The 19,065-nt window shown below is 70.7% G+C and carries 15 protein-coding genes; 7 read left to right on the top strand and 8 right to left on the bottom strand.

Annotated features, from left to right (window positions below):
- Nucleotides 1-91: 91 nt before the first annotated feature.
- The 7 genes from ACFE7H_RS08735 to manD form a co-directional block, all read right to left on the bottom strand.
- Entirely contained in the window at nt 92-781 is a 690-nt protein-coding gene (locus ACFE7H_RS08735; RefSeq protein ID WP_375400844.1) for an ABC transporter ATP-binding protein, read from the bottom strand.
- Nucleotides 778-1,623 carry an ABC transporter ATP-binding protein gene (locus ACFE7H_RS08730; RefSeq protein ID WP_375400843.1) on the bottom strand — a complete coding sequence of 282 codons (846 nt, stop codon included), beginning with the start codon at nt 1,621-1,623 and terminating at the stop codon, nt 778-780. Before ACFE7H_RS08730 ends, ACFE7H_RS08735 begins: the two co-directional genes overlap by 4 nt.
- Entirely contained in the window at nt 1,620-4,763 is a 3,144-nt protein-coding gene (locus tag ACFE7H_RS08725; RefSeq protein ID WP_375400842.1) for an FtsX-like permease family protein, read from the bottom strand. The genes ACFE7H_RS08730 and ACFE7H_RS08725 overlap by 4 nt, the downstream gene beginning before the upstream one ends.
- A gap of 40 nt (nt 4,764-4,803) precedes the next feature.
- Nucleotides 4,804-7,293 (bottom strand): beta-glucosidase, encoded by a 2,490-nt coding sequence (locus tag ACFE7H_RS08720; protein ID WP_375400841.1) that lies wholly within the window; start codon nt 7,291-7,293, stop codon nt 4,804-4,806.
- Nucleotides 7,290-8,597: an ABC transporter substrate-binding protein gene (locus ACFE7H_RS08715; protein WP_375400840.1), complete on the bottom strand. Its 1,308-nt coding sequence runs from the start codon at nt 8,595-8,597 to the stop codon at nt 7,290-7,292. The genes ACFE7H_RS08720 and ACFE7H_RS08715 overlap by 4 nt, the downstream gene beginning before the upstream one ends.
- Nucleotides 8,598-8,897: 300 nt before the next feature.
- Entirely contained in the window at nt 8,898-9,707 is an 810-nt protein-coding gene (locus ACFE7H_RS08710; RefSeq protein WP_375400839.1) for a FadR/GntR family transcriptional regulator, read from the bottom strand.
- Nucleotides 9,704-10,921: a D-mannonate dehydratase ManD gene (manD, locus tag ACFE7H_RS08705; RefSeq protein WP_375400838.1), complete on the bottom strand. Its 1,218-nt coding sequence runs from the start codon at nt 10,919-10,921 to the stop codon at nt 9,704-9,706. The genes ACFE7H_RS08710 and manD overlap by 4 nt, the downstream gene beginning before the upstream one ends.
- 166 nt (nt 10,922-11,087) lie before the next feature.
- Here manD and ACFE7H_RS08700 point away from each other — a divergent pair, with 166 nt between their 5' ends.
- From ACFE7H_RS08700 to ACFE7H_RS08670, 7 genes are all read left to right on the top strand, one after another.
- Nucleotides 11,088-12,209, top strand: a complete 1,122-nt coding sequence (locus ACFE7H_RS08700; protein ID WP_375400837.1) for a cellulase-like family protein — start codon at nt 11,088-11,090, stop codon at nt 12,207-12,209.
- On the top strand, nt 12,206-12,877 hold the full coding sequence (locus ACFE7H_RS08695; RefSeq protein ID WP_375400836.1) for a bifunctional 4-hydroxy-2-oxoglutarate aldolase/2-dehydro-3-deoxy-phosphogluconate aldolase: 672 nt from the start codon (nt 12,206-12,208) through the stop codon (nt 12,875-12,877). The genes ACFE7H_RS08700 and ACFE7H_RS08695 overlap by 4 nt, the downstream gene beginning before the upstream one ends.
- Nucleotides 12,874-13,854 (top strand): sugar kinase, encoded by a 981-nt coding sequence (locus ACFE7H_RS08690; RefSeq protein ID WP_375400835.1) that lies wholly within the window; start codon nt 12,874-12,876, stop codon nt 13,852-13,854. Before ACFE7H_RS08695 ends, ACFE7H_RS08690 begins: the two co-directional genes overlap by 4 nt.
- Before the next feature lie 70 nt (nt 13,855-13,924).
- Nucleotides 13,925-14,929, top strand: coding sequence for a carbohydrate ABC transporter permease (locus ACFE7H_RS08685; RefSeq protein WP_375400834.1), 1,005 nt, complete (start codon nt 13,925-13,927; stop codon nt 14,927-14,929).
- Nucleotides 14,926-15,813, top strand: a complete 888-nt coding sequence (locus tag ACFE7H_RS08680; protein ID WP_375400833.1) for a carbohydrate ABC transporter permease — start codon at nt 14,926-14,928, stop codon at nt 15,811-15,813. Before ACFE7H_RS08685 ends, ACFE7H_RS08680 begins: the two co-directional genes overlap by 4 nt.
- A 4-nt stretch (nt 15,814-15,817) precedes the next feature.
- Nucleotides 15,818-16,867, top strand: a complete 1,050-nt coding sequence (locus tag ACFE7H_RS08675; RefSeq protein ID WP_375400832.1) for a zinc-binding dehydrogenase — start codon at nt 15,818-15,820, stop codon at nt 16,865-16,867.
- Nucleotides 16,868-16,996: 129 nt separating this feature from the next.
- Nucleotides 16,997-18,169 carry an ATP-binding protein gene (locus tag ACFE7H_RS08670; protein ID WP_375400831.1) on the top strand — a complete coding sequence of 391 codons (1,173 nt, stop codon included), beginning with the start codon at nt 16,997-16,999 and terminating at the stop codon, nt 18,167-18,169.
- A gap of 33 nt (nt 18,170-18,202) precedes the next feature.
- Here the strand turns inward: ACFE7H_RS08670 and ACFE7H_RS08665 are convergent, their stop codons facing one another.
- The gene (locus ACFE7H_RS08665; RefSeq protein WP_375400830.1) at nt 18,203-18,973 is read right to left on the bottom strand and encodes an SDR family NAD(P)-dependent oxidoreductase; all 771 of its coding nucleotides are present in this window, start codon (nt 18,971-18,973) and stop codon (nt 18,203-18,205) included.
- Between the last annotated feature and the right edge of the window lie 92 nt (nt 18,974-19,065).

Here is a 19,065-nt window from a genome sequence, read left to right as displayed (position 1 = left end):
ACTGTCCGAGGTTCAGATCACGACGCTCAACGTCCCCGCAGGCGACGAGTAGTGCGCCTTCGAAGGGTGCCGAGCGTGTCCGGTACGGCCCCTACCCGATCGTCGCGGGGCTCGGCCGGGGACGGACGCGGCCGTCGGCGAGCGCGATCACCAGGTCGCAGGCGGCGGTCAGGTCCGGGTCGTGGGTCGCGACCACGACCGTGGTGCCGCCGTCGGCGATGCTGCGGAGCAGGGCGACCACCACCGCTCGGTTGGCGGCGTCGAGCTGGGCCGTCGGTTCGTCGGCGAACAGCAGCTCGGGGGTCGTGACCATCGCCCGGGCGAGGGCGACGCGCTGCTGCTCGCCGCCGGACAGCTCCTCCACCAGGTGGTCGGCGCGGGCGGTCAGGCCCACGGCGGCGAGCGCCTCGGCGGCCGCGGTGCGCACAGCGGAGCGAGCCGGCCGCCGGTCGGGCGGGAGCGTCTGGAGGGCGAGCTCCACGTTCTCGGCCGACGACAGCAGCGACAGCAGTCCGAAGGCCTGGTGCGCGATCTGCACCCGGCCGACCCAGGGGCCACGCGCCGCGGGCGTCACCGGACGGCCGTCATAGCGCACCGAGCCGCCGTCCGGCCGTTCCAGCGCCGCGAGGACCGTGAGCAGCGTCGTCTTGCCCGACCCAGACGGGCCGGTGAGTGCCGCGATGGATCCGGCCGGAACGGCGACGCCGACGTCGTCGAGCACCGTCGCCCCGCCGCGGCGCAGCACGATGCGCTCTGCGTCCAGCCGCAGGCCGCCGCTCACGAGCTGCCCTCATCCTCGAGCGGGACGGGGTGCAGCTCGATGTGGTCGGCGCGGCGGACCACCCGCGCGCGGCCGCCCGGCGGGAACCGGTCGAGCAGGTCCGGCGGCAGCTGCAGCGTGCCGTCCCGGCCGATCACCGCGAGCCGCTCGCCGCCGCGGCCCTCGGTCCCGATGCGTCCGTCGCGCATCGCGAGGCTGCGATCCATGGAGTCGCCCAGTTCGGTGTCGTGCGTGACCACCACGACGGTCGTGCCCCACCGATCCCTCGTCTGGCGCAGCAGCTCGGCGATCCGCACACCGTTGGAGTGATCGAGCTGGCTGGTGGGCTCGTCGGCGAGCAGCAGGCGCGGGCCGCCCGCCATCGCCACGGCGAGCGCCACCCGCTGCTGCTCGCCGCCCGACAGGGTCCGCACCGTCTTCCCGCCGGCCTCGGCGAGCCCGACCGCATCGAGCAGCTCGTCGGCGCGGTCGCGACGGATCCGGCGCGAGGCTCGGGAACCGAGCTGCGCCAGGTCCAGGTTCGCGCGCACCGTCGCGTACGGCAGCAGGTTGCGCTCCGGGCCCTGCATCAGCATGCCGACGTCACGGTTGCGGAAGGACAGCAGCTGTCGCTCCGGCAGTCTGCCGAGGTCTTGACCGAGTACCTCGACCCGGCCCGCACTCGGGCGCAGCAAGCCGCCCAGCATCGCCATCAGGGTCGACTTGCCCGAGCCCGAAGGCCCGACGAGCGCGACCAGCTCCCCCTCCTCGACGGTGAGGTCGGCCCCGCGCAGTGCGACCACCTCGCTGGCGGAGGTGCGGTGGATGCAGACCGCCTGCTGCACGTTCACCGCCGCGGTCATCCCTCCGCCTCCCGCAGCCGGGAGGGCGACGCCGCCCGCGCCAGCAGGACGGCCGTCGCGGTGACTGCGACCAGCAGCAGCACGACGACGATCGCGGCCACGAGGATCAGGATGCCGACGGGTTGATCGACCACGAACGCCGGGTATGCCGGAGCGTCGACGTAGGCGGGCAGCGCCGGCAATGCGAGCGCCGCGCTCGCCGCCCCGAGCAGCACGCCGGTGATCGTCGCCCCCACGACGAGCGCCGCCTGCTCCACGACCACGGAGCCGACCAGCCGACGCGTACCGATGCCGAGCGCACGCATCGCCGAGAGTTCGAAGATGCGCCGCCGGGCGAGCAGCGCGAGGCTCAGCACGGCGGTGGCTCCCGCGAGCAGGACCGCGACGACTCCGCCGGCGACGGTCAGTGCGGTCGAGAAGGCCGGCCCCTGCCGGGCGAATTCCACGGCGCGGTCGTCGGCACGCTGGATGCTCGTGACGACGACGCCGGCCCGCCGCAGCCGGCCGACGGTGTCCACGGGGGCATCGGCCCCCAGCCAGACCTGGTCGGGAGCGACGCCCAGGTAGCCGGAGGGGGATGCGGCCGCGACCCAGTCGCGCGCCAGCACGATGCCGCCGTCGCCTGCCCGGGGAACGACCTGCACCCGTCCCGACGGGTCGACGGCGAACTGCTGGCCGCCGGGGGAGTCGACGGTCACGGTGTCCCTCGTATCGCCCGTGATGAGCCTCGACGCGACCAGCGCCGGCTGCCGAGTCACCGCTCCCGCGACGGCCCCGAAGCCCGGAACGCCATCGTTCGGCTGCCCACTTACGGCGATGGTGACGGCCAGGCCCGCAGGGGTGGTGGCGATCGTCTCCGCCGGGTCGGTCTGCAGCTCCGGAGTGGGATTCAGGGGGGACCACTGCACGGCCGTCAGTGCGGGCCGCATCGACGGCGCGGTACCGCCGGACACCCGCACCGCACGGACGGTGAACGAGGTGATCAGCACCCCGATGACGTCGTCCGGCCGGGTGACATAGACCCGACGTAGCTGGCATCCGGCCGCGCACGCCGCGATCCGGGCGGAGTACGTCCGGCTGCCCGCGCGCAGCGTGCCGAGTCGAGCCGTGACCGGGGAACCGCGGGCATCGGTCAGGTCGACCGCCAGGGTCAGCGACGCCGGCACCGACGATGCGGCGACGTCGAGGGCCAGCGACGTCCCCGTGACCGTGGGCATCGCCGGCGTCGGCGCGGTCAGCGGATGCAGCAGACGGGTCAGCGGGGCGGAGCCGAAGTCCCCGCGCCAGTAGGCCACGGACCCGAACGACGCCGGATCGACCACCAGCACCGAGGGCGACGCGCTCGCGGTCGCGGCGCTGTCGAACACGCCGGTGATCGACGACACGTTCGTCTCCGCCTGCGACACGGCTGTGATCCGCTGTGCGCCCCCGTCGACAGCACGCACCCGGGCGATCGTGCGGCTGTCGCGGACCACGTGGAGAACCGTCGGCGCACCGATGTCGATGAGCGCGCGGTCCTGCCGGTTCTGCGCCAGCACAGCCGCGCTGCTGACGCCGAAGACCGCCATCGCCACCGCGACGGCGAGCACCCCGAAGGTGCGCCTGCCAGCCGGACGGCGCGCCAACTGACGGACGCCGATGAACGTCGCCACCGCCCCGGACGCGCGAGTGGCGGCGAAGGCCAGCCGGGCGACGGGGGCCACCAGCCGACTCGCCACGATCGCCCCGGCGATGGTCAGCAGGGCCGGCGCGAGCAGGGCGATCCCGCTGCTGCGGCCGCCGTCCAATGCGCCGGAGAGGCGTAGCTGCACGACTCCGGCGACCGCCAGGACGACGACGACGGCCTCCAGCACCGCCGCCCTGCGGGCCGGCCGCCGCGTCGTGCGTCGCCATTGCTCCAGCACGGGACGCCGCAGCACCGCGATGCTGCCGGCGACCGCCGCGACCAGTCCGCCTGCGGCGGCCGCGGCGGCCGCGGCCCAGGGCAGCGGCCCCAGCCGGATCTGCGCATCCGCACCGATGACCGACGGAGCAAGGCCCCGAACCGCGAGCAGCGCACCGAGTACACCCACCGGAACCGCGACGACGAGCAGCAGCGCGGGTTCCAGCAGCGTGAACACGGCCGTGGCCCGCGGCGTCAGGCCCCGCAGCTTGCCCAGCGCCACTTCGGCGCCGCGGGCTTCGGCCGCGCTGCTGACCAGCGTGTGCAGCAGGTACCAGCCGAGCACCAGCAGCTCCGCGACGACGACCGCGATCGGCAGGGCGAGCCGGGAGCCGCCGGACAGGCCACCGGCGACGATCCGATCCACGCCGCTCGACACCGACGGGCGGGCGGGACCGTCGGTCTTCACCCGCCTGGTGGCGGCGTCGAGGGACCTGCGGAACGCGCCGACGCCGCTCGCGTGGATCGCACCCGGCGCGAGTGCGAGATCGGCCGTGGCGATGATGCCGTCGCCCGACTCCGCCTTCATCGCCGAGAAGTAGGCCGTCGGCACCCACGCCTGCAGCGCCTCCGCATCCCCCGAACCGGACGCGGAGGCACCGGAGTCGCCGAACCAGTAGCGGTCCGTCGGCACGCGCCGCTCGACGATGCCGCGCAGTTGGAGCCGGATATCCGGGGACTCCGTGCTGCGCGGGTCGGGCACCGTGATGGTCTGCCCGACCCGCAGCTGCCGCTCGCGGGCGGTGGCGGCGTCGACGACGAACCCGGTCCGATCCGCCGCGGACACGCACGCGCCGGTGATCGCCCGCACGTGGCCGCAGAATCCGTCGCGGTCGGTCAGTTCGATCTGCGCGGGCCGGCCGGTTCGCTGGATGACCCCGCGCTGCGTGATCGACAGCTGCATGACCGGGCTCGGGTAGGCGGCCCGCGCGGCTCCGGTGAACGCGGCCACCACTGCCTCCCGCAACGGCTGGGTCGAAGGCCTGCCGGTCTGGTCGGCGATCACCTCGATCCCCGTGCCGTCGGATCCGACCGGAGCCACCCGCAGCGCCCGTTGCAGCACGGCATCGCTCGCAGCGGCGGCGTAGAGCGGCCCCGCGGCTGCGGCGATGGTGGTGATCGCGGCCACGACCAGCAACGCCGCCGAGGTGGCGCGCCGCCACCACAGTCCGCGCAGGGCGAGACTCAGCAGGCGCACGGCGGCCGAACTTACACGAGGCCCGACTCGACGCCTCGATTCAGGAGGGGGAGCGCACCGGTGCCGCGGCCTCATCGATCGCCGCGACGACCGGCTCGCCGAGGTCGATCACGGAGGTGCCGACCCGCACCTCGTAGTCGCCCGGCTCGACGATCCATCCGTCATCCCAATATGCGAACTCGCGCAGGGGCGCGGAGATCCGGACGCGTCGGGTCTCGCCCGGGTCGGCCCGCACCGTGTCGAACCCGATCAGCCACCGCTCTGGCCGGTCCACCGCCGAGTCCGGTCGGCGCGCGTACGCCTGCAGCACCTGCTTGCCGTGCCGCCCGCCGGAGTTGGTGACGTCCGCGACGACGTCGACGCCGGTCGGTGTCTGCTCGACGCGCGCGGGTCCGACGGTCCAGGTCGTGTAGCCCAGCCCGTGTCCGAAGGGGTAGGCCGGTTCGGCATCGGCGCGTAGCCACGCCCGGTAACCGATGTGGATCCCCTCGTCGTAGCGCACGACGCCGTCCACCGGTGTCACGTCGACCACCGGAGCGTCGGCGAGCCGTGCCGGCCACGTCGTCGGCAGGCGACCTCCGGGTTCCGTGCGGCCCAGCAGCACGTCGGCCAGCGCGTGGCCCAGCTCCTGACCGCCGAACCAGACCAGCACGACCGCGGCCACCTCGTCGCGCCACGGCATCTCGACCGGCGCACCCGCGTTCACGACGACGATGGTGCGGGAGTTCGCAGCTGCAACAGCGTGCACGAGCTCGTCCTGACGGCCGGGGAGGCGCAGATCGGTGCGGTCGTAGCCCTCGCTCTCCAACTGCTCCGTCGTGCCGACGACGACCACGGCGACGTCGGCCTCGCGGGCGAGTGCCACGGCCTCCCCGATCAGATCGTCGCCGTCCGCCGCGGACGGCGGACGTGATTCCGTGCCGAAGGTCACCGTGATCGAGCCGGGCACTCCGTCGATGATCGCTCCGGGGACGAACTCGAACCGCAGATCGATCGGCTGGTCGGCAGTGACCGCGACCGGAGTCGTTGCGAACGGCGGGAAGAAGAACCCCTGCACCTGATCCGCCTCATCGGCGATCGTCGCATCGAGCACCAGCACGCCGTCGACGAAGACCTTGCCCGTGCCGGGGGAGGCGAACCCGAGGAGCAACTCCTCCGTGGCGTCGGGCCGATAGCGCGTCTGGAAGACCATGGATGCGCGGCGCCGGTTGATCTCACTCGGCTCGAACTCCATGATCAGGCCGGCGAACCGGTCCTCCGCGTACAGCGTCTCGCCGTCCGCATCCAGGTAGGTGACCCTGGCGCCCGGCTCACCGGTCACCGGGTTCGTCATCCGATCCGGTTCGAAGGCGGCGAAGCCGTCGAGCACCTTCGCGCCGAGCCGGTGCTCGACGATCGCGGTCGGAACCAGGGCCGATCGCAGGCCCTCGAGCGGGCTCACCGCATGCTCCAGCAGCACCGTCGCACTGCCGCCGCCCTGCACGCGGGCCTGCACCGCGTTCTCACCGATCACGGCGATGCGGGTGAGTGAGGCTACGGCGAGCGGCAGCAGGCCGTCGTTGCGGAGCAGCACCATGCCCTCGGCCGCCGCGCTGCGGGCGAACGCGACGCCGTCCTCGACGACGCCGACCGGCGCTGCCTCGTACCCGTCCAGAGCGCCGACGCGGGCCGCCAGGCGCAGGATGCGCCGCACCTTGGCGTCGACGAGCTGCTCCGGCACGCGCCCGTCCCGGACCGCGGCCACGAGCGCTGCGCCCCACGGACCCTCGGGTCCCGGCATGGCGAGGTCCTGGGGTGTGAGGGCGCTGGCGAGGCTTCGCACCGCGGTCCAGTCGCTGACCACGACCCCGTCGAAGCCCCACTCCGTGGTGAGCGGAGTCGTCAGCAGGTCGTTCTCGGTGTTGGTGACCCCGTTGACGGAGTTGTAGGCGCTCATCACCGCCCAGGCGCCGGCATCGCGGACGCCCCGCTCGAAGGCGGCGAGGTAGAGCTCGCGCAACGGCCGGTCGTCGACATGGACGTCGGTGGTGAAGCGGTCCGTCTCGGAGTCGTTGGCGATGTAGTGCTTCAGCGTCGCGGCGACGCCGCGCTCCTGGATGCCTTCGACGTACGCGGCGGCGAGCTCGGCGGTCAGCAGCGGATCTTCGCTGAACGCCTCGAACGACCTGCCGCCGAGGGGCGACCGGTGCAGGTTGATCATGGGCCCCAGCACGACGGCCACCCCCTTGCGCCGCGCCTCTCCGCCGGCGACACCGCCGTAGCGGCGGGCGAGCCGGCGGTCCCAGCTCGCCGACAGCGCCGTTCCGGACGGCAGGCCCAGCGAGGGATCGCGCTCGTCCCACGTCGCGCCGCGCACGCCGCTCGGACCGTCCGACAGCACCATCGCCGCAAGCCCGATCGACGGCAGCGGTGCGGTCGCCCAGGCGCTGGCCCCGGTGAGCACGAGCACCTTCTCCTCGAGCGAGAGCCGGCCGATCAGGCCGTCGAACTCATCGTCCCCGAACTCGACGCTCCCGATCGGGTCCGTCATTTGACGACCGCGTTCAGCCCCGTCTCCAGCGTCTTCAGGGCCGCCGTCGCCGTGCCCTTGCCGGCGAGCACGGTCTGGGCGAACTGGTTGATGGCACTGCCTCCGTCGAGGGCGGCGAGCGCTGCGAACTGCTTCGGAGAGTTGGCCGCCAGGGTCTTGGCGATGGGGGCCCACTCCTTGATGATCTTGACTCCCTGGGTGTCCTTCTGGAACTCCGGCAGTGCCGCGATCGAGTTGAATGCCGGCAGCAGCGGCGCGACGCCCGCCGCCCAGTACTTCTTGATGTTCTGCAGGTACCAGAGCAGGAACGCCTCGGAACCTTCCTGCGACGGCGTGTTCGTGTACATCATCAGGTTCGGGATGTAGACGATCGTGCCCTTTTTACCGCTGGCACTCGTCAGCGGGCTCATGACCAGCAGGTCGCCGTCGGTGGATCCCGTGTCCGTGGCCAGGCCCGGGTTGGAGACACCGATACCGAATTTCTTGTTCTTCCACTGCGCCAGCATGTTGTCGCTCGTGTAGCTGATCGAGTTCGGGTCGATGATGCCGTCCTTCGCGAGTCCGAGCAGGAAGTCGACGGCCTCGACGTTCGCGGGGGTCACCGTGTTCGGCTTGCCGGCCTCGTCGAACAGCCCGCCTCCGTTGTTCAGGATCATGGTCATGACGGACTGGTTGCCGATGCCGTTGCCGCTGCCGGCTCCCGTGCCGAAGCCGTAGGCCCCGATCTTCTTCAGCGCGAGACCCGCAGCACGCAGCGAATCCCAGTCCGTGGGGACCTCGGCCCCGGCCTTCTCGAGCACCGACTTCTGGTACCACAGCACTCGGATGTCGATGGACCACGGGATGGCGACGTAGCCCTTGTCCGTCTTGAAGCTGTCGATCAGCCCCGGGATGAAGTCGTCATACATCCCGTTCTTCTTCATGGCGTCGACGACCTTGTCGGCGTAGGCGATGGCACCCTGATCGGCGAGCTGGAACGCCTGGAACCCGCCGCCGGAGCTGACTGCCGGCCCGGTCTTCGACGCCACTGCGGCGCTGAAGGTCTGGTAGAAGTTGTCCCACTGGATGAGCTGGTACTTGGCGGCCGGCAGGCCCTTGGCCGGCTTGTACGTCGCAACGAGCGCCTTCTCCGCGGCGAGGAAGGCGTCGGCGCCCCAGGGCATGTCCCAGAACTTCAGTGCCGCGGAACTGCCACCGCCGGCTCCTCCGGGAGAACAGGCCGCCAGCAGCGGGACCGCTGCGGCGAGGGCCGCGAGGCCCAGAACGTTACGGCGGCTGAAGGCATTTGACACTTCGTTGTTCATCTGTTTCTCCTCGTGGGGGACCCTCGGCCGACGGTGCCGCTCAACCCTGAGTGCTCCTCAGCGTTGAGTGCGGCGACGAATCGGACGTCAAGCGGTCGGGCTGTGTGCTGTCCCCGCACCCATCTGCGTGACGGATGGGCCGGAGGCCGGCGAGGACGACGCCGACGGGGGGAGCTTATCCGCAACTCGCTCTGACCGGTATGACCAGTTGCTGGCAGTGCCGTCAGTGCTGATCGGCATGCACCGCCCTGATCGGTATGCACTGCACTGATCGGCAGACACCGGGCGAACAGCGTGTCGTCAGGAGGTCCGGGTCGAACTGAGGACGTCCTCGATCATGTCCTCGAGTCGTCCGTGCTCGCCCAGGACCGTGGCGAGCCGGTCCTCCGCCAGCACGTCCAGCGGGACGTCGAGGTCGTCGCCGTACAGCTGGAGCGCCAGGGTGACGTGCGCGGACATCGCAGCCGCCGCCGCCTCCGCGTCGCCGGCCGCGATCGCCTCCACGACGTCGTTGTGCAGCGGTGCGCCGAGTCCCAGCACGACCGGGTCGCCGAGGCTGCGCAGCTGCAGATCGAGGACCATGGGCGTGATCGCCCCGAACATGACGGCGAGCACGGGGTTGCCCGACAACTTCGCGATGGAGGCGTGGAACGCCAGGTCGGACCGCGCCCGATCGATCGTGGTGCCGCCATGGTCGAACGCCCGCACCAGTTCGCGGAGTCGTGCGACATCCGCAGGCGAGGCCCTGGTGGCCGCGCCGAACGCCGATCGCGACTCCACCATCTCGCGAGCTTCCACCAGGTCGCGCGGCGTAGCCCGCTGATGGCGCGCGACGGAACCCATCATCTCGGCCAGGTGCATCGAGTCGGGGATGCGGACGAACGCCCCGCGAGCCGGGATCACCTGGATGAGACCTCGTTCGACCAGCCCTCGCAGCACCTCGCGGACGACGGGCCGGGACAGTCCACTCGTGACCGACAGTTCGCGCTCGCTCGGCAGCTTCTCGTGATCGGCGTACGCGCCGCTCAGGATCTGCCGGATCAGGTCGGCCTCGAACCTCGTCCGGCTCGGAGGTGCGACCCCCGAGGATCGTTCCCCCGCGGCATTCACCAGTCGTGCACCGTGCCGTCGAGCAGTCGGCTGACCGGCAGGTACGCCTGGCGGTAGGGGAACCGCTTCGCCGCCTCGATGTCGAACCGGACGCCGTGACCGGGGCGTTCCCCGGGCTGGAACTGTCCGTGCTCGAACGTGTACCCCACGTCGAACACGTCGTACGTGCTGTCGACGTGCTGCATGAATTCCTGGATGCCGAAGTTGTGGATCGCCGCGTCCAGATGCAGGGCGGCACCGAGGCCGATAGGCGAGATATCGGTCGGCCCGTGGATCGCGCTCTTGATCTGGTGGATGGATGCGAGTTCGAGAATACGCTTCAACCCGGTGATGCCGCCCGCGTGGGTGACGGCGGATCGCGCGTAGTCGATCAACTGCTCGGAGAACAGCGTCAGGTAGTCGAAGACGGTGTTGAAGATCTCGCCGGTGGCGAGCGGCACAGTGGTGTGCTGCCGTATGAGGCGGAACGCCTGCTGGTTCTCGGCCGGGGTGAGGTCCTCCAGCCAGAACGGGTCGTACTCCTCCAACGACTTGCCGAGGCGCGCGGCCTGGATCGGCGTCAACCGGTGGTGCACGTCGTGCAGGATCGAAAGCTCCGGCCCGAACGCCGACCGCAGGCTGTCGAAGACCTTCGGCATGTTCCGGAGGTACGGGCCGGCGTCCCACAGCTCTTCCGCGGGCGCGGCGCCCGAGCGGGCCGGCTCGTACAGGCCGATCTGCGCCTGCTCCGGTACTCCGTAGCCCGGTCCGAGGCCGGGTGTCGAAACCTGCACACGGACCGCGGTGAAGCCCTGCTCCTGCAGCGCGTGCACGGAGTCGACGAGTGCCCCGACGGACTGCCCCTGTGCGTGGCCGTACGCCCGGATACCGGTTCGACTGCGGCCGCCGAGCAGCTGATACAGCGGCAGGCCGGCGGCCTGGCCCTTCAGGTCCCAGAGCGCGGTGTCCACGGCGGCGATCGCGGCCATCGTGATCGGACCGCGACGCCAGTACACGCCTCGGTAGAGGTACTGCCAGGTGTCCTCGATCGCGTGCGCATCGCGCCCGATGAGCAGTGGCGCGACATGGTCGCGCAGGTAACTGGCGACCGCCAGCTCGCGGCCGTTCACGGTCGCATCCCCCACACCGACGAGTCCGTCATCGGTCGTCAGCACGAGCGTCACGAAGTTCCGACCGGGACTGCACACCACGACCTCGGCGGTCTGGATCTTCATGCTGGAACTCCTTCGGCCCTGCTCGCGAGCGACCCCGCAACCCTGCCGACAACACCTGGTCGAGCCGGTATGACCATACTAGGATCGCACCGCGACGGACCCGCTCAAGCGGTCGGCCGGCGCCCCGGCTCACGCTCCGGCACCTCGTGAGAAAGAGAACGTATCGATGACGATCACGATCGACGGACGCGTGCGCGCGGTCACGATGTGGGACTTCTCGTGGCTCGAACGGCGCTGGGCGGGCGCCGGATACGAGGACTGGGACGTCGCGCTCGCCGAGCTCGCCGACCGCGGCTACGACCTGGTCAGGATCGACGCGTTCCCGCACCTGGTCTCCGCCGACCCCGAGCGCACCTGGACCCTGCTCCCCTTCTGGAATCAGCAGGCCTGGGGCGCGCAGTCCGTCGTCACGGTGCAGCTGCTGCCGGCGCTGCTCGACTTCATCGCCGCAGCGAAGCGTCACGGGGTGGACGTCGCGCTGTCCACCTGGTTCCGTCAGGACGCGGACGACGTGCGCATGCGCCTTGCGACCCCCGCCGACATCGCTCGCGTATGGACCGACACGATCCGTCACATCGACCGGGCCGGGCTGCTCGGCTCCGTCGTCGCCGTCGACCTCTGCAACGAGTTCCCGCTGCCGGTCTGGGCGCCGTTCCTGTACGGCACGGACAACGGACCCGGCTTCCCCCTGACCCACCCGCGGGTCGGGGCCTGGATGCGCGAGTCGATCGAGTTGGTCCGCGAGCAGTACCCCGATCTGGACTACACGTACTCCTTCTCCGCCACGTACGAGGACTATCCCGACATCGAGGTCGCCGCATTCGACTTCCTCGAGCCGCACATCTGGATGGCGGGCACCTCGGACTACTACACGAAGGTCGGGTACGCCTTCGAGCGGTACGACTCGGTCGGGTACGACAACGTGGTGCTCCGCGGCCGCCAGGTGTACCTGGCCGAGCAGGAGCGGTTCGATGCGACCCTCTTCGCCGAGATCGACCGGGTGGCTGAATGGTCGCGGGTGTCGGGCAAGCCGGTCGTCACGACCGAGTGCTGGTCGATCATCGACTACAAGGACTGGCCGGGGCTCCAGTGGGATTGGGTGAAGGACCTGAATGAGCGCGCGGTCCGGTACGCCGCCGCGACCGGCCGGTGGACCGGGATCGCGGTGTCCAACTTCAGCGGTCCGCAGTTCGTGGAGCTGTGGCGGGACGTCGAGTATCACCGCCGCCTCACGACGCTCATCCGTGGGAGCGCCGTCGATGCCGACCTGATCGAGGGCGCGCGGTGACGGCGACCGCTGCGGCCACGCGGGTGCCGCCCAGCCCCCTTCTGCTCGCCGGGCGTGCGGTCGCCGTGCTGCGAGCCGACCATGCGGAGCGCTACCGGCCGGTCATCGACGTGCTCGTCGACGCCGGCATCACCTCGATCGAACTCACCCTGACCACGCCCGGCACGACCGAGGTGGTGCAGCAGCTCGTCCGGCAGTACGCCGGGCGGGCCGAGATCGGTGTCGGCACCGTGCTGTCCAGGGACGTAGCGATCGCGGTCCTCGACGCCGGAGCGGCGTTCCTCGTCACCCCCACGGTGCAGCCGGACGTGATCCAGGTTGCCAGCGGTGCGGGCCGCGCCGTCTTCCCCGGCGCGTACACCCCGACCGAGATCCAGGCGGGATGGAACGCGGGCGCGACCGCCGTCAAGGTCTTCCCCGCGTCGTCCCTGGGACCCGCCTACTTCCGGTCGATCGCGGGCCCGTTCCCCGACATCCCCCTCATGCCGTCCGGAGGCGTGAGCATCGACTCCATCCCGGAGTGGCTGGCGGCCGGTGCGATCGCGGTCAGCCTGGGCGGCGAGCTGCTCGGCGACTCCCTGCGCGGAGGGGACCTGGCCGAGCTCGCCAGTCGCGCCCGTCGCTGCCGCGACGCGGTCGACAGCGCAGGGTCCGCGGACTCGCGATGACTACCGACCCGGTTGCGACCGCGCCACCCGAGAGCCGTGGCGTGGTCACGCTCGGGGAGACGCTCGCCCTCTTCGCCGCATCCGGCCCGGGATCGCTGCGCTCGGGAGCGGAGTTCGACTTCCGCATCGGCGGCGCCGAGTCGAACGTCGCGATCGGCCTGAGCCGGCTCGGTGTTCCAGTGGCGTGGTTCGGCCGGGTCGGCACCGACTCGTTCGGCGACGAGATCGTGCGGTCGCTCCGTGGCGAGGGCGTCGAGGTGCACGCCGTCCGCGATCCGCTGCTGCGCACCGGCGTGATGGTGAAGGAACGGCGCACGCCGCTGCACCAGCAGGTCTCGTACTACCGCGCGGGCAGCGCCGGGTCGGCCTTGTCGGCCGCCGACATCGACGACGCCGTCCTCGCGGCCGCAGGCGTCCTGCATGTCACGGGTATCACTCCCGCCCTCTCCGCCTCCGCCGCAGCAGCGGTGAACCACGCCATCGCGGTCGCGCGTGCCGCGGGCGTGCTGGTCAGCATGGACGTCAACTACCGGGCCGGACTGTGGTCGATCACCGAGGCGAGCGAGCGCCTCGGCCGCCTGCTGCCGCAGGTCGACCTGCTGTTCGCGGGGCCCGAGGAGGCGGAGTTGTTCGTCGACGCCGACCCGGACCTCGAGGTGCTGGCCGGCTCGATCGCTGCGCTCGGGCCCCGGGAGGTTGTCATCAAGAACGGTGCCGCAGGCGCGACCGCGTTCGTCGACGGCGAGTACCGCTCGGCGACGCCGCCGCAGGTTCCTGTCGTCGACACGGTCGGGGCAGGTGACGCATTCGTCGCCGGGTACCTGACCGCGCTGCTCGAGGGGAAGTCCACCGAGCACCGTCTCGAGTTCGCCTGCATCGCCGGCGCCTTCGCCTGCATGGCGACCGGCGACTGGGAGGGCGCAGCCAGTCGGGCGGATCTCGAACTGCTCGCCCTCGCCGATCCGGTGCTGCGATGATCCCCGCTGCGCGGTCGCGGGTCCCACTGCTTCTTCCCCCCAGGAATGCTCTGCCGACGAAAGGATCTCGATGACCTCCTCAGATACGAAGGTGGGCGGAGAGCGACCGCCCACCGGGTTCCGGCGCGCTCTTGCGGGCGTCGGCGTCGCCGGCGCATCCGCCCCGCAGGGTGCCGGTGGCACGGGCAGCACGATCCGGCGCCGCGGCGCGCCGGCCGCGAGTCGCCTGACGCTCCTGGTGCTCGTCGTGCCGTCCGTGCTGCTGCTGGTCCTCGTCAACGGGTACCCGTTGCTCTACGGGTTCTTCCAGTCGGTGCAGGACGGCTCGCTGATCACCGCGGGCAACTTCGTCGGTCTCGCGAACTACATCGACGTGGTCACGCAGCCGAGGTTCTGGAGCGCAGCTCTGTTCACGGTCGTCTTCACCCTGGTGGGCGTGTTCGGCAGCTGGCTGATCGGCCTCGCGCTCGCACTCCTGCTCCGCGTGAAGGCCCCCGGCTCCGCGACCTTCAAGGTGCTGCTCATGCTGCCCTGGGTCGTGCCGATCGTGGTTTCGGCGACTGCCTGGAACTGGCTGGTGGCGACGAGCGAGAGTCCCATTCCCACCATCGCGAGAGCGCTCGGGCTGGGCAGCCCGACCTTCCTGGCCGATCCCACCCTGGCCGCGATCCTCGTCTGCATCTTCAAGGTGTGGGTCAGCTTCCCGTTCATGATGCTCATGACGTCCGCGGCGCTCGCGGCGGTCGACCCCAGCGTGTACGAGGCCTCCGGGATGGACGGTGCGACCAGGTGGCAGCAGCTCACGCAGATCACGCTGCCCATGATCGCCAGATCCACGTACATCAGCTGGATCCTCATGACGATCTTCAGCGTGAACGACTTCCCGACGATCTTCCTGCTCACCGGCGGCGGACCGGTGAACGCGACGACCTCGCTGATCGTGCTCGCGTACCGCACCGTGTTCCAGGACTTCCAGACCGGACCCGGTGTGGCGATCGCGTTCCTCATGACGGTGGTGCTGGTCCTCATCTCCGTCTTCCTGTTCCGTCAGATCCAGAAGGTGGAAACCGAATGACCACGATCCAGCAGGCCGGCAGCACCGCGGTGCGAACGACGACGCAGCAGAAGGTCGGGCGCCGGCACCGGCCGGATCACATCCGGGGCCGCTGGGGCTATTTCGCCATCCTGGTCGTGGTGACGGCCGTCGTGCTGATCCCGCTGGCAGTCATCCTGCTGCTCTCGGTGCAGCCCGGCGCGCGCTCCTCGTCGACGAGCGGGTTCACCTTCGAGAACTTCGCGCACGTGTTCGGGACGACCGACGTGGTGCGGTGGCTCTTGAACAGCTTGCTCGTCACCGTAGCGACGGTCGCCGTGTCCGTCATCGTCGCGGCGCCGGCGGGCTACGTCCTGTCGCGCGGTCGAAGCCGCGCGGTGTCCGGGTACTCGCTGCTGCTCTTCGTCGTGCAGTCGCTGCCGGTCATCACCTCGATCATCCCGTTGTTCATCCTGTTTGCGAACTTCGGACTCGCGGACAACCTGTTCGGGATCACGATCGTGTATGTCGGCGGCACGGTCGCCGTGGCGACGTGGATGATGGCGGCGTACATCGACACGATCCCGGTCACCCTGGAGGAGGCGGCCTGGGTCGACGGCAGTTCGGTCTTCGGCTCGTTCCTGCGCATCATCGTCCGCAACTCGCTTCCGGGCGTGCTGTCCACCGCGATCTTCTCGTTCCTGCTCGCCTGGAACGACTACCTGGTCGCGTTGATCTTCCTGCGCAGTGCAGAGAAGTTCACGCTGCCGATCGGCCTCGAGACCTTCTTCCAGCAGAACGCGGCCGACTGGGGATCCGTGATGGCCGTCTCGGTCGTGATGCTGCTGCCACCCGCGATCCTGTTCGCGACCCTGAACCGGTACTTCAGTGTCGGGGGGATCGGCGGGTCGCTTGCCGGACGGTAGGACGATGCGCGCGGCGCACTGGTCGGCGCCGCGCGCGGTGACGCTCGTCGACCTGCCGGTCCCGGCGGTGCGCGACGACGAGGCGCTGGTGCGGGTCGCCTGGACCGGCTTGTGCGGCAGCGACCTGGAGGAGTACCTGCACGGGCCGGTCGTGATCCGACCGCCGGTCGTGCTCGGCCACGAGATCGTCGGAGTCGTCGCCGAGGCGGCGCGTGACGGGTCCGGACCCGCCGTGGGGACCCCGGTCGTCGTCGATGTCGTCACCGGATGCGGCACCTGCTTCTGGTGCCGGCGGCATGAGGAAGGACTGTGCCCCCGGCTCGTCGTGACCGGCCAGCACGTCGACGGCGGCCTGGCGGAGTACGTGCCGGGCCGGGCGTCCCGGCTGATCCCGGTCCCGGCCGAGCTGCCGCTGCAGCACGCCGCGTTCGCCGAACCCGCCGCCGTCGCGATCCGGGCGGCCCGAAAGCTCGGACCGCTCCTCGGCCGCGGCGCGGTCGTCGTCGGCGGCGGCACGATCGGGCTCCTCACCGCGCAGGTGCTCGCGGGCGCCGGCGCCACTCCGGTGGTGGTGCTGGAACCGAGCGGGGCCCGGCGCGACATCGCGAGCGCCATCGGCGTGCGCGCCGTCTGGGCGGCCGACGAACCGGCGCGTCGAGCGGCCCTGTCGCTCATCTTCCCGGAGCGAGGCGTGGACGTCGTCGTGGAGTGCTCCGGTGCCCCGGGAGTCGCCCGCGAGGCCGTCCGGCTGGTGCGCCGCGGTGGAACGGCGGTCCTGCTCGGCGTGCCGCCCGCCGATGAACCCTTCGACGAGCTCGACCTCGTCGTCCAGGAGAAGACGGTCATGGGCTCGGCTGCTCATATGTGGGACGACGACGTGGCGGTCGCGGTCGAACGACTCGCCTCCGGCCTCATCCGGGTCGAACCGCTCATCTCGCGGACCGTCCCGCTCGAGTCCGTTCCGGCGGCGTTCGAGGCGCTGGCGGATCCGGCGGAATCCATCATCAAGCTCCTGATCGACGTCGGATCCCACTCCGGTACGGGCGAACGGTGACGTTCGGCCACTGAACCGCGTCGCTGCTACTGACGAACCGATGTTGTATCAGCTCGGTGATGAATCTATAGAGATCTAGCACGGTGTAAATTTTCTGTATACGTCTCTAGATTTCGATACACTTCGGTCGTGGACCCGGTTCGGAACCCGTACTCGCCGGGAGCGGGCCGAAAGCCTGCCGCCCTGATCGGCCGGGATCGTCAGCGCGCGAATTGGCAGACAGTGCTCGAGCGGGTGGAGCTCGGCCGCAGCCCGCAGCCCGTCGTTCTGTACGGACTCCGCGGTGTCGGCAAGACGGTGCTGCTCTCGGACTTCCGGCGAACAGCGGCGGACCGGAACTGGATCGTTGCGCAGGTGGAGGCCGGTGCGGACCGCACGCTTCGGGAGGCCCTCGGTGAGGCGCTGCACGATCCCCTGGCCGACCTCGCGCGACCCTCGGCCGGTCGCCGGCTGCTGCAGGCACTGAAGACGGCGCTCAGCTTCAAGGCTTCCTACGACACCGCCGGGACGTGGAACTTCGGCGTGGACCTGTCCGAGGTCGCCGGAGGAGGCGCCGACACCGGCACGATCGAGACGGACCTGCGCAAGGTCGTCCGCGACGTCGCGGCGGCGGCCGCCGAGGAGGGCCGCGGGTTGGCGATCCTGATCGACGAGACCCAAGACCTCCGGGCCGACGAGATCACGGCGCTCTGCGCGATCGCCCACGCCGCAGGTCAGGACGACTGGGCGGTGCTCTTCGCGTTCGCGGGCCTGCCCAGCCTGCCCCGCATCCTCGCGGAGGCGAAGTCGTATTCCGAGCGTTTCGATTACGAGCTCGTCGAGGCGCTCGAGCCGCACCTGGCGCGCGACGCACTCGTCGAGCCCGCGCTGGCGGAGGCCGTGCGCTGGGCGCCGGATGCGCTCGAGCTGATCGCGACGCAGAGCAGGGGCTACCCGTACTTCCTGCAGCAGTACGGTCAAGCCACGTGGGATGGTGCGCTGGCCGATCCGATCGACCTCGCTGACGCGAGAGCAGGTGCCGCAGCGGGCAGGGCCGCGCTCGACGCCGGCTTCTTCCGTGCGCGCTGGGATCGGGCCACTGCGAAGGAGAAGGTGTATCTGCGGGCGATGGCGGTCGATGGCGACGAGGGCAGCGGATCGGGGGAGGTTGCGTCCAGACTCGGTCGGCGACCCGCTAGCTTCGGGCCCGTGCGAGCGAGCCTAATCGCCAAAGGGCTCATATACGCGCCCGAGCATGGAGTCGTCGCCTACACCGTGCCGGGGATGGCGTCCTTCATCGATCGCGAGTACGCCGACCGGTAGGGCGCAGTGCTCGACCGGAGCGACCTCGGCCGATCAGTGCATGTGCTTGCCGCCGTCGACGTTGATGTTCGCGCCGTTCACGAAGGCCGCGCCCTCGGACAGCAGGAACGCGATCGTCGCGGCGATGTCGTCGGGCTGGCCCACCCGGCCGACCGGGATGTCGGCCGACATCCCGGCCTTGCGCTCGTCGGTCAGTTTGCCGCCCATGATGTCGGTGTCGATCGGGCCGGGCAGGATGCAGTTCACCGTGATGCCGAGCGGGCCCAGCTCGCGCGCGCCGCCGCGCGTCAGCCCCTGCACTGCCGCCTTCGCCGCCGCGTAGCCGGACTTGGAGAAGGTGCCGCCGCCGTCGATCGCGGTGATGGACGAGATGTTCACGATGCGGCCGACGCCGGTCTCGACCATCCGGCGTCCGGCCGCCTGCATCATCACGAGGGTTCCGGTGGCGTTCACAGCCATGGTGCGGTTCCACTCGTTCAGTCCGAGTTCGAGCAGCGGCGTGGGGCTGGGGATCCCCGCGAGGTTCACGAGCCCGACCACGGGCGGCAGCTGTGTGTCGAACACCTCCATCGCGGCCTGCACGGAGTCGGGGGAGGTGATGTCGGTCGGCACACCGACCGCGTCCACGCCCTCACCGCGCAGCTGCTCGGTGAACTCGCGCACACCGTCCTCGCTGATGTCGACGAGACCGACGCTCCAGCCCTCCGACGCCAGCCGTCGTGCGACGACCCGGCCGATGCCGCGTGGGGCGCCGACGCCGGTGACGATCGCGGTGCGGCGTTCCGGGAACGTGGCTGTGCTCATGAACTGCTCCTTCTTGATGGCGTTGTCGATGGCGTTGTCGATCGCGGGCTGATCGCGGGTTTGCCGGATGTGGCGGGACGAACGGTGGGTCG

Source organism: uncultured Amnibacterium sp. (genome assembly GCF_964250715.1).
Lineage (GTDB): Bacteria > Actinomycetota > Actinomycetes > Actinomycetales > Microbacteriaceae > Amnibacterium.
Note: the sequence above shows the minus strand (reverse complement) of the source record. Positions and strands in the feature narration are given on the sequence as shown.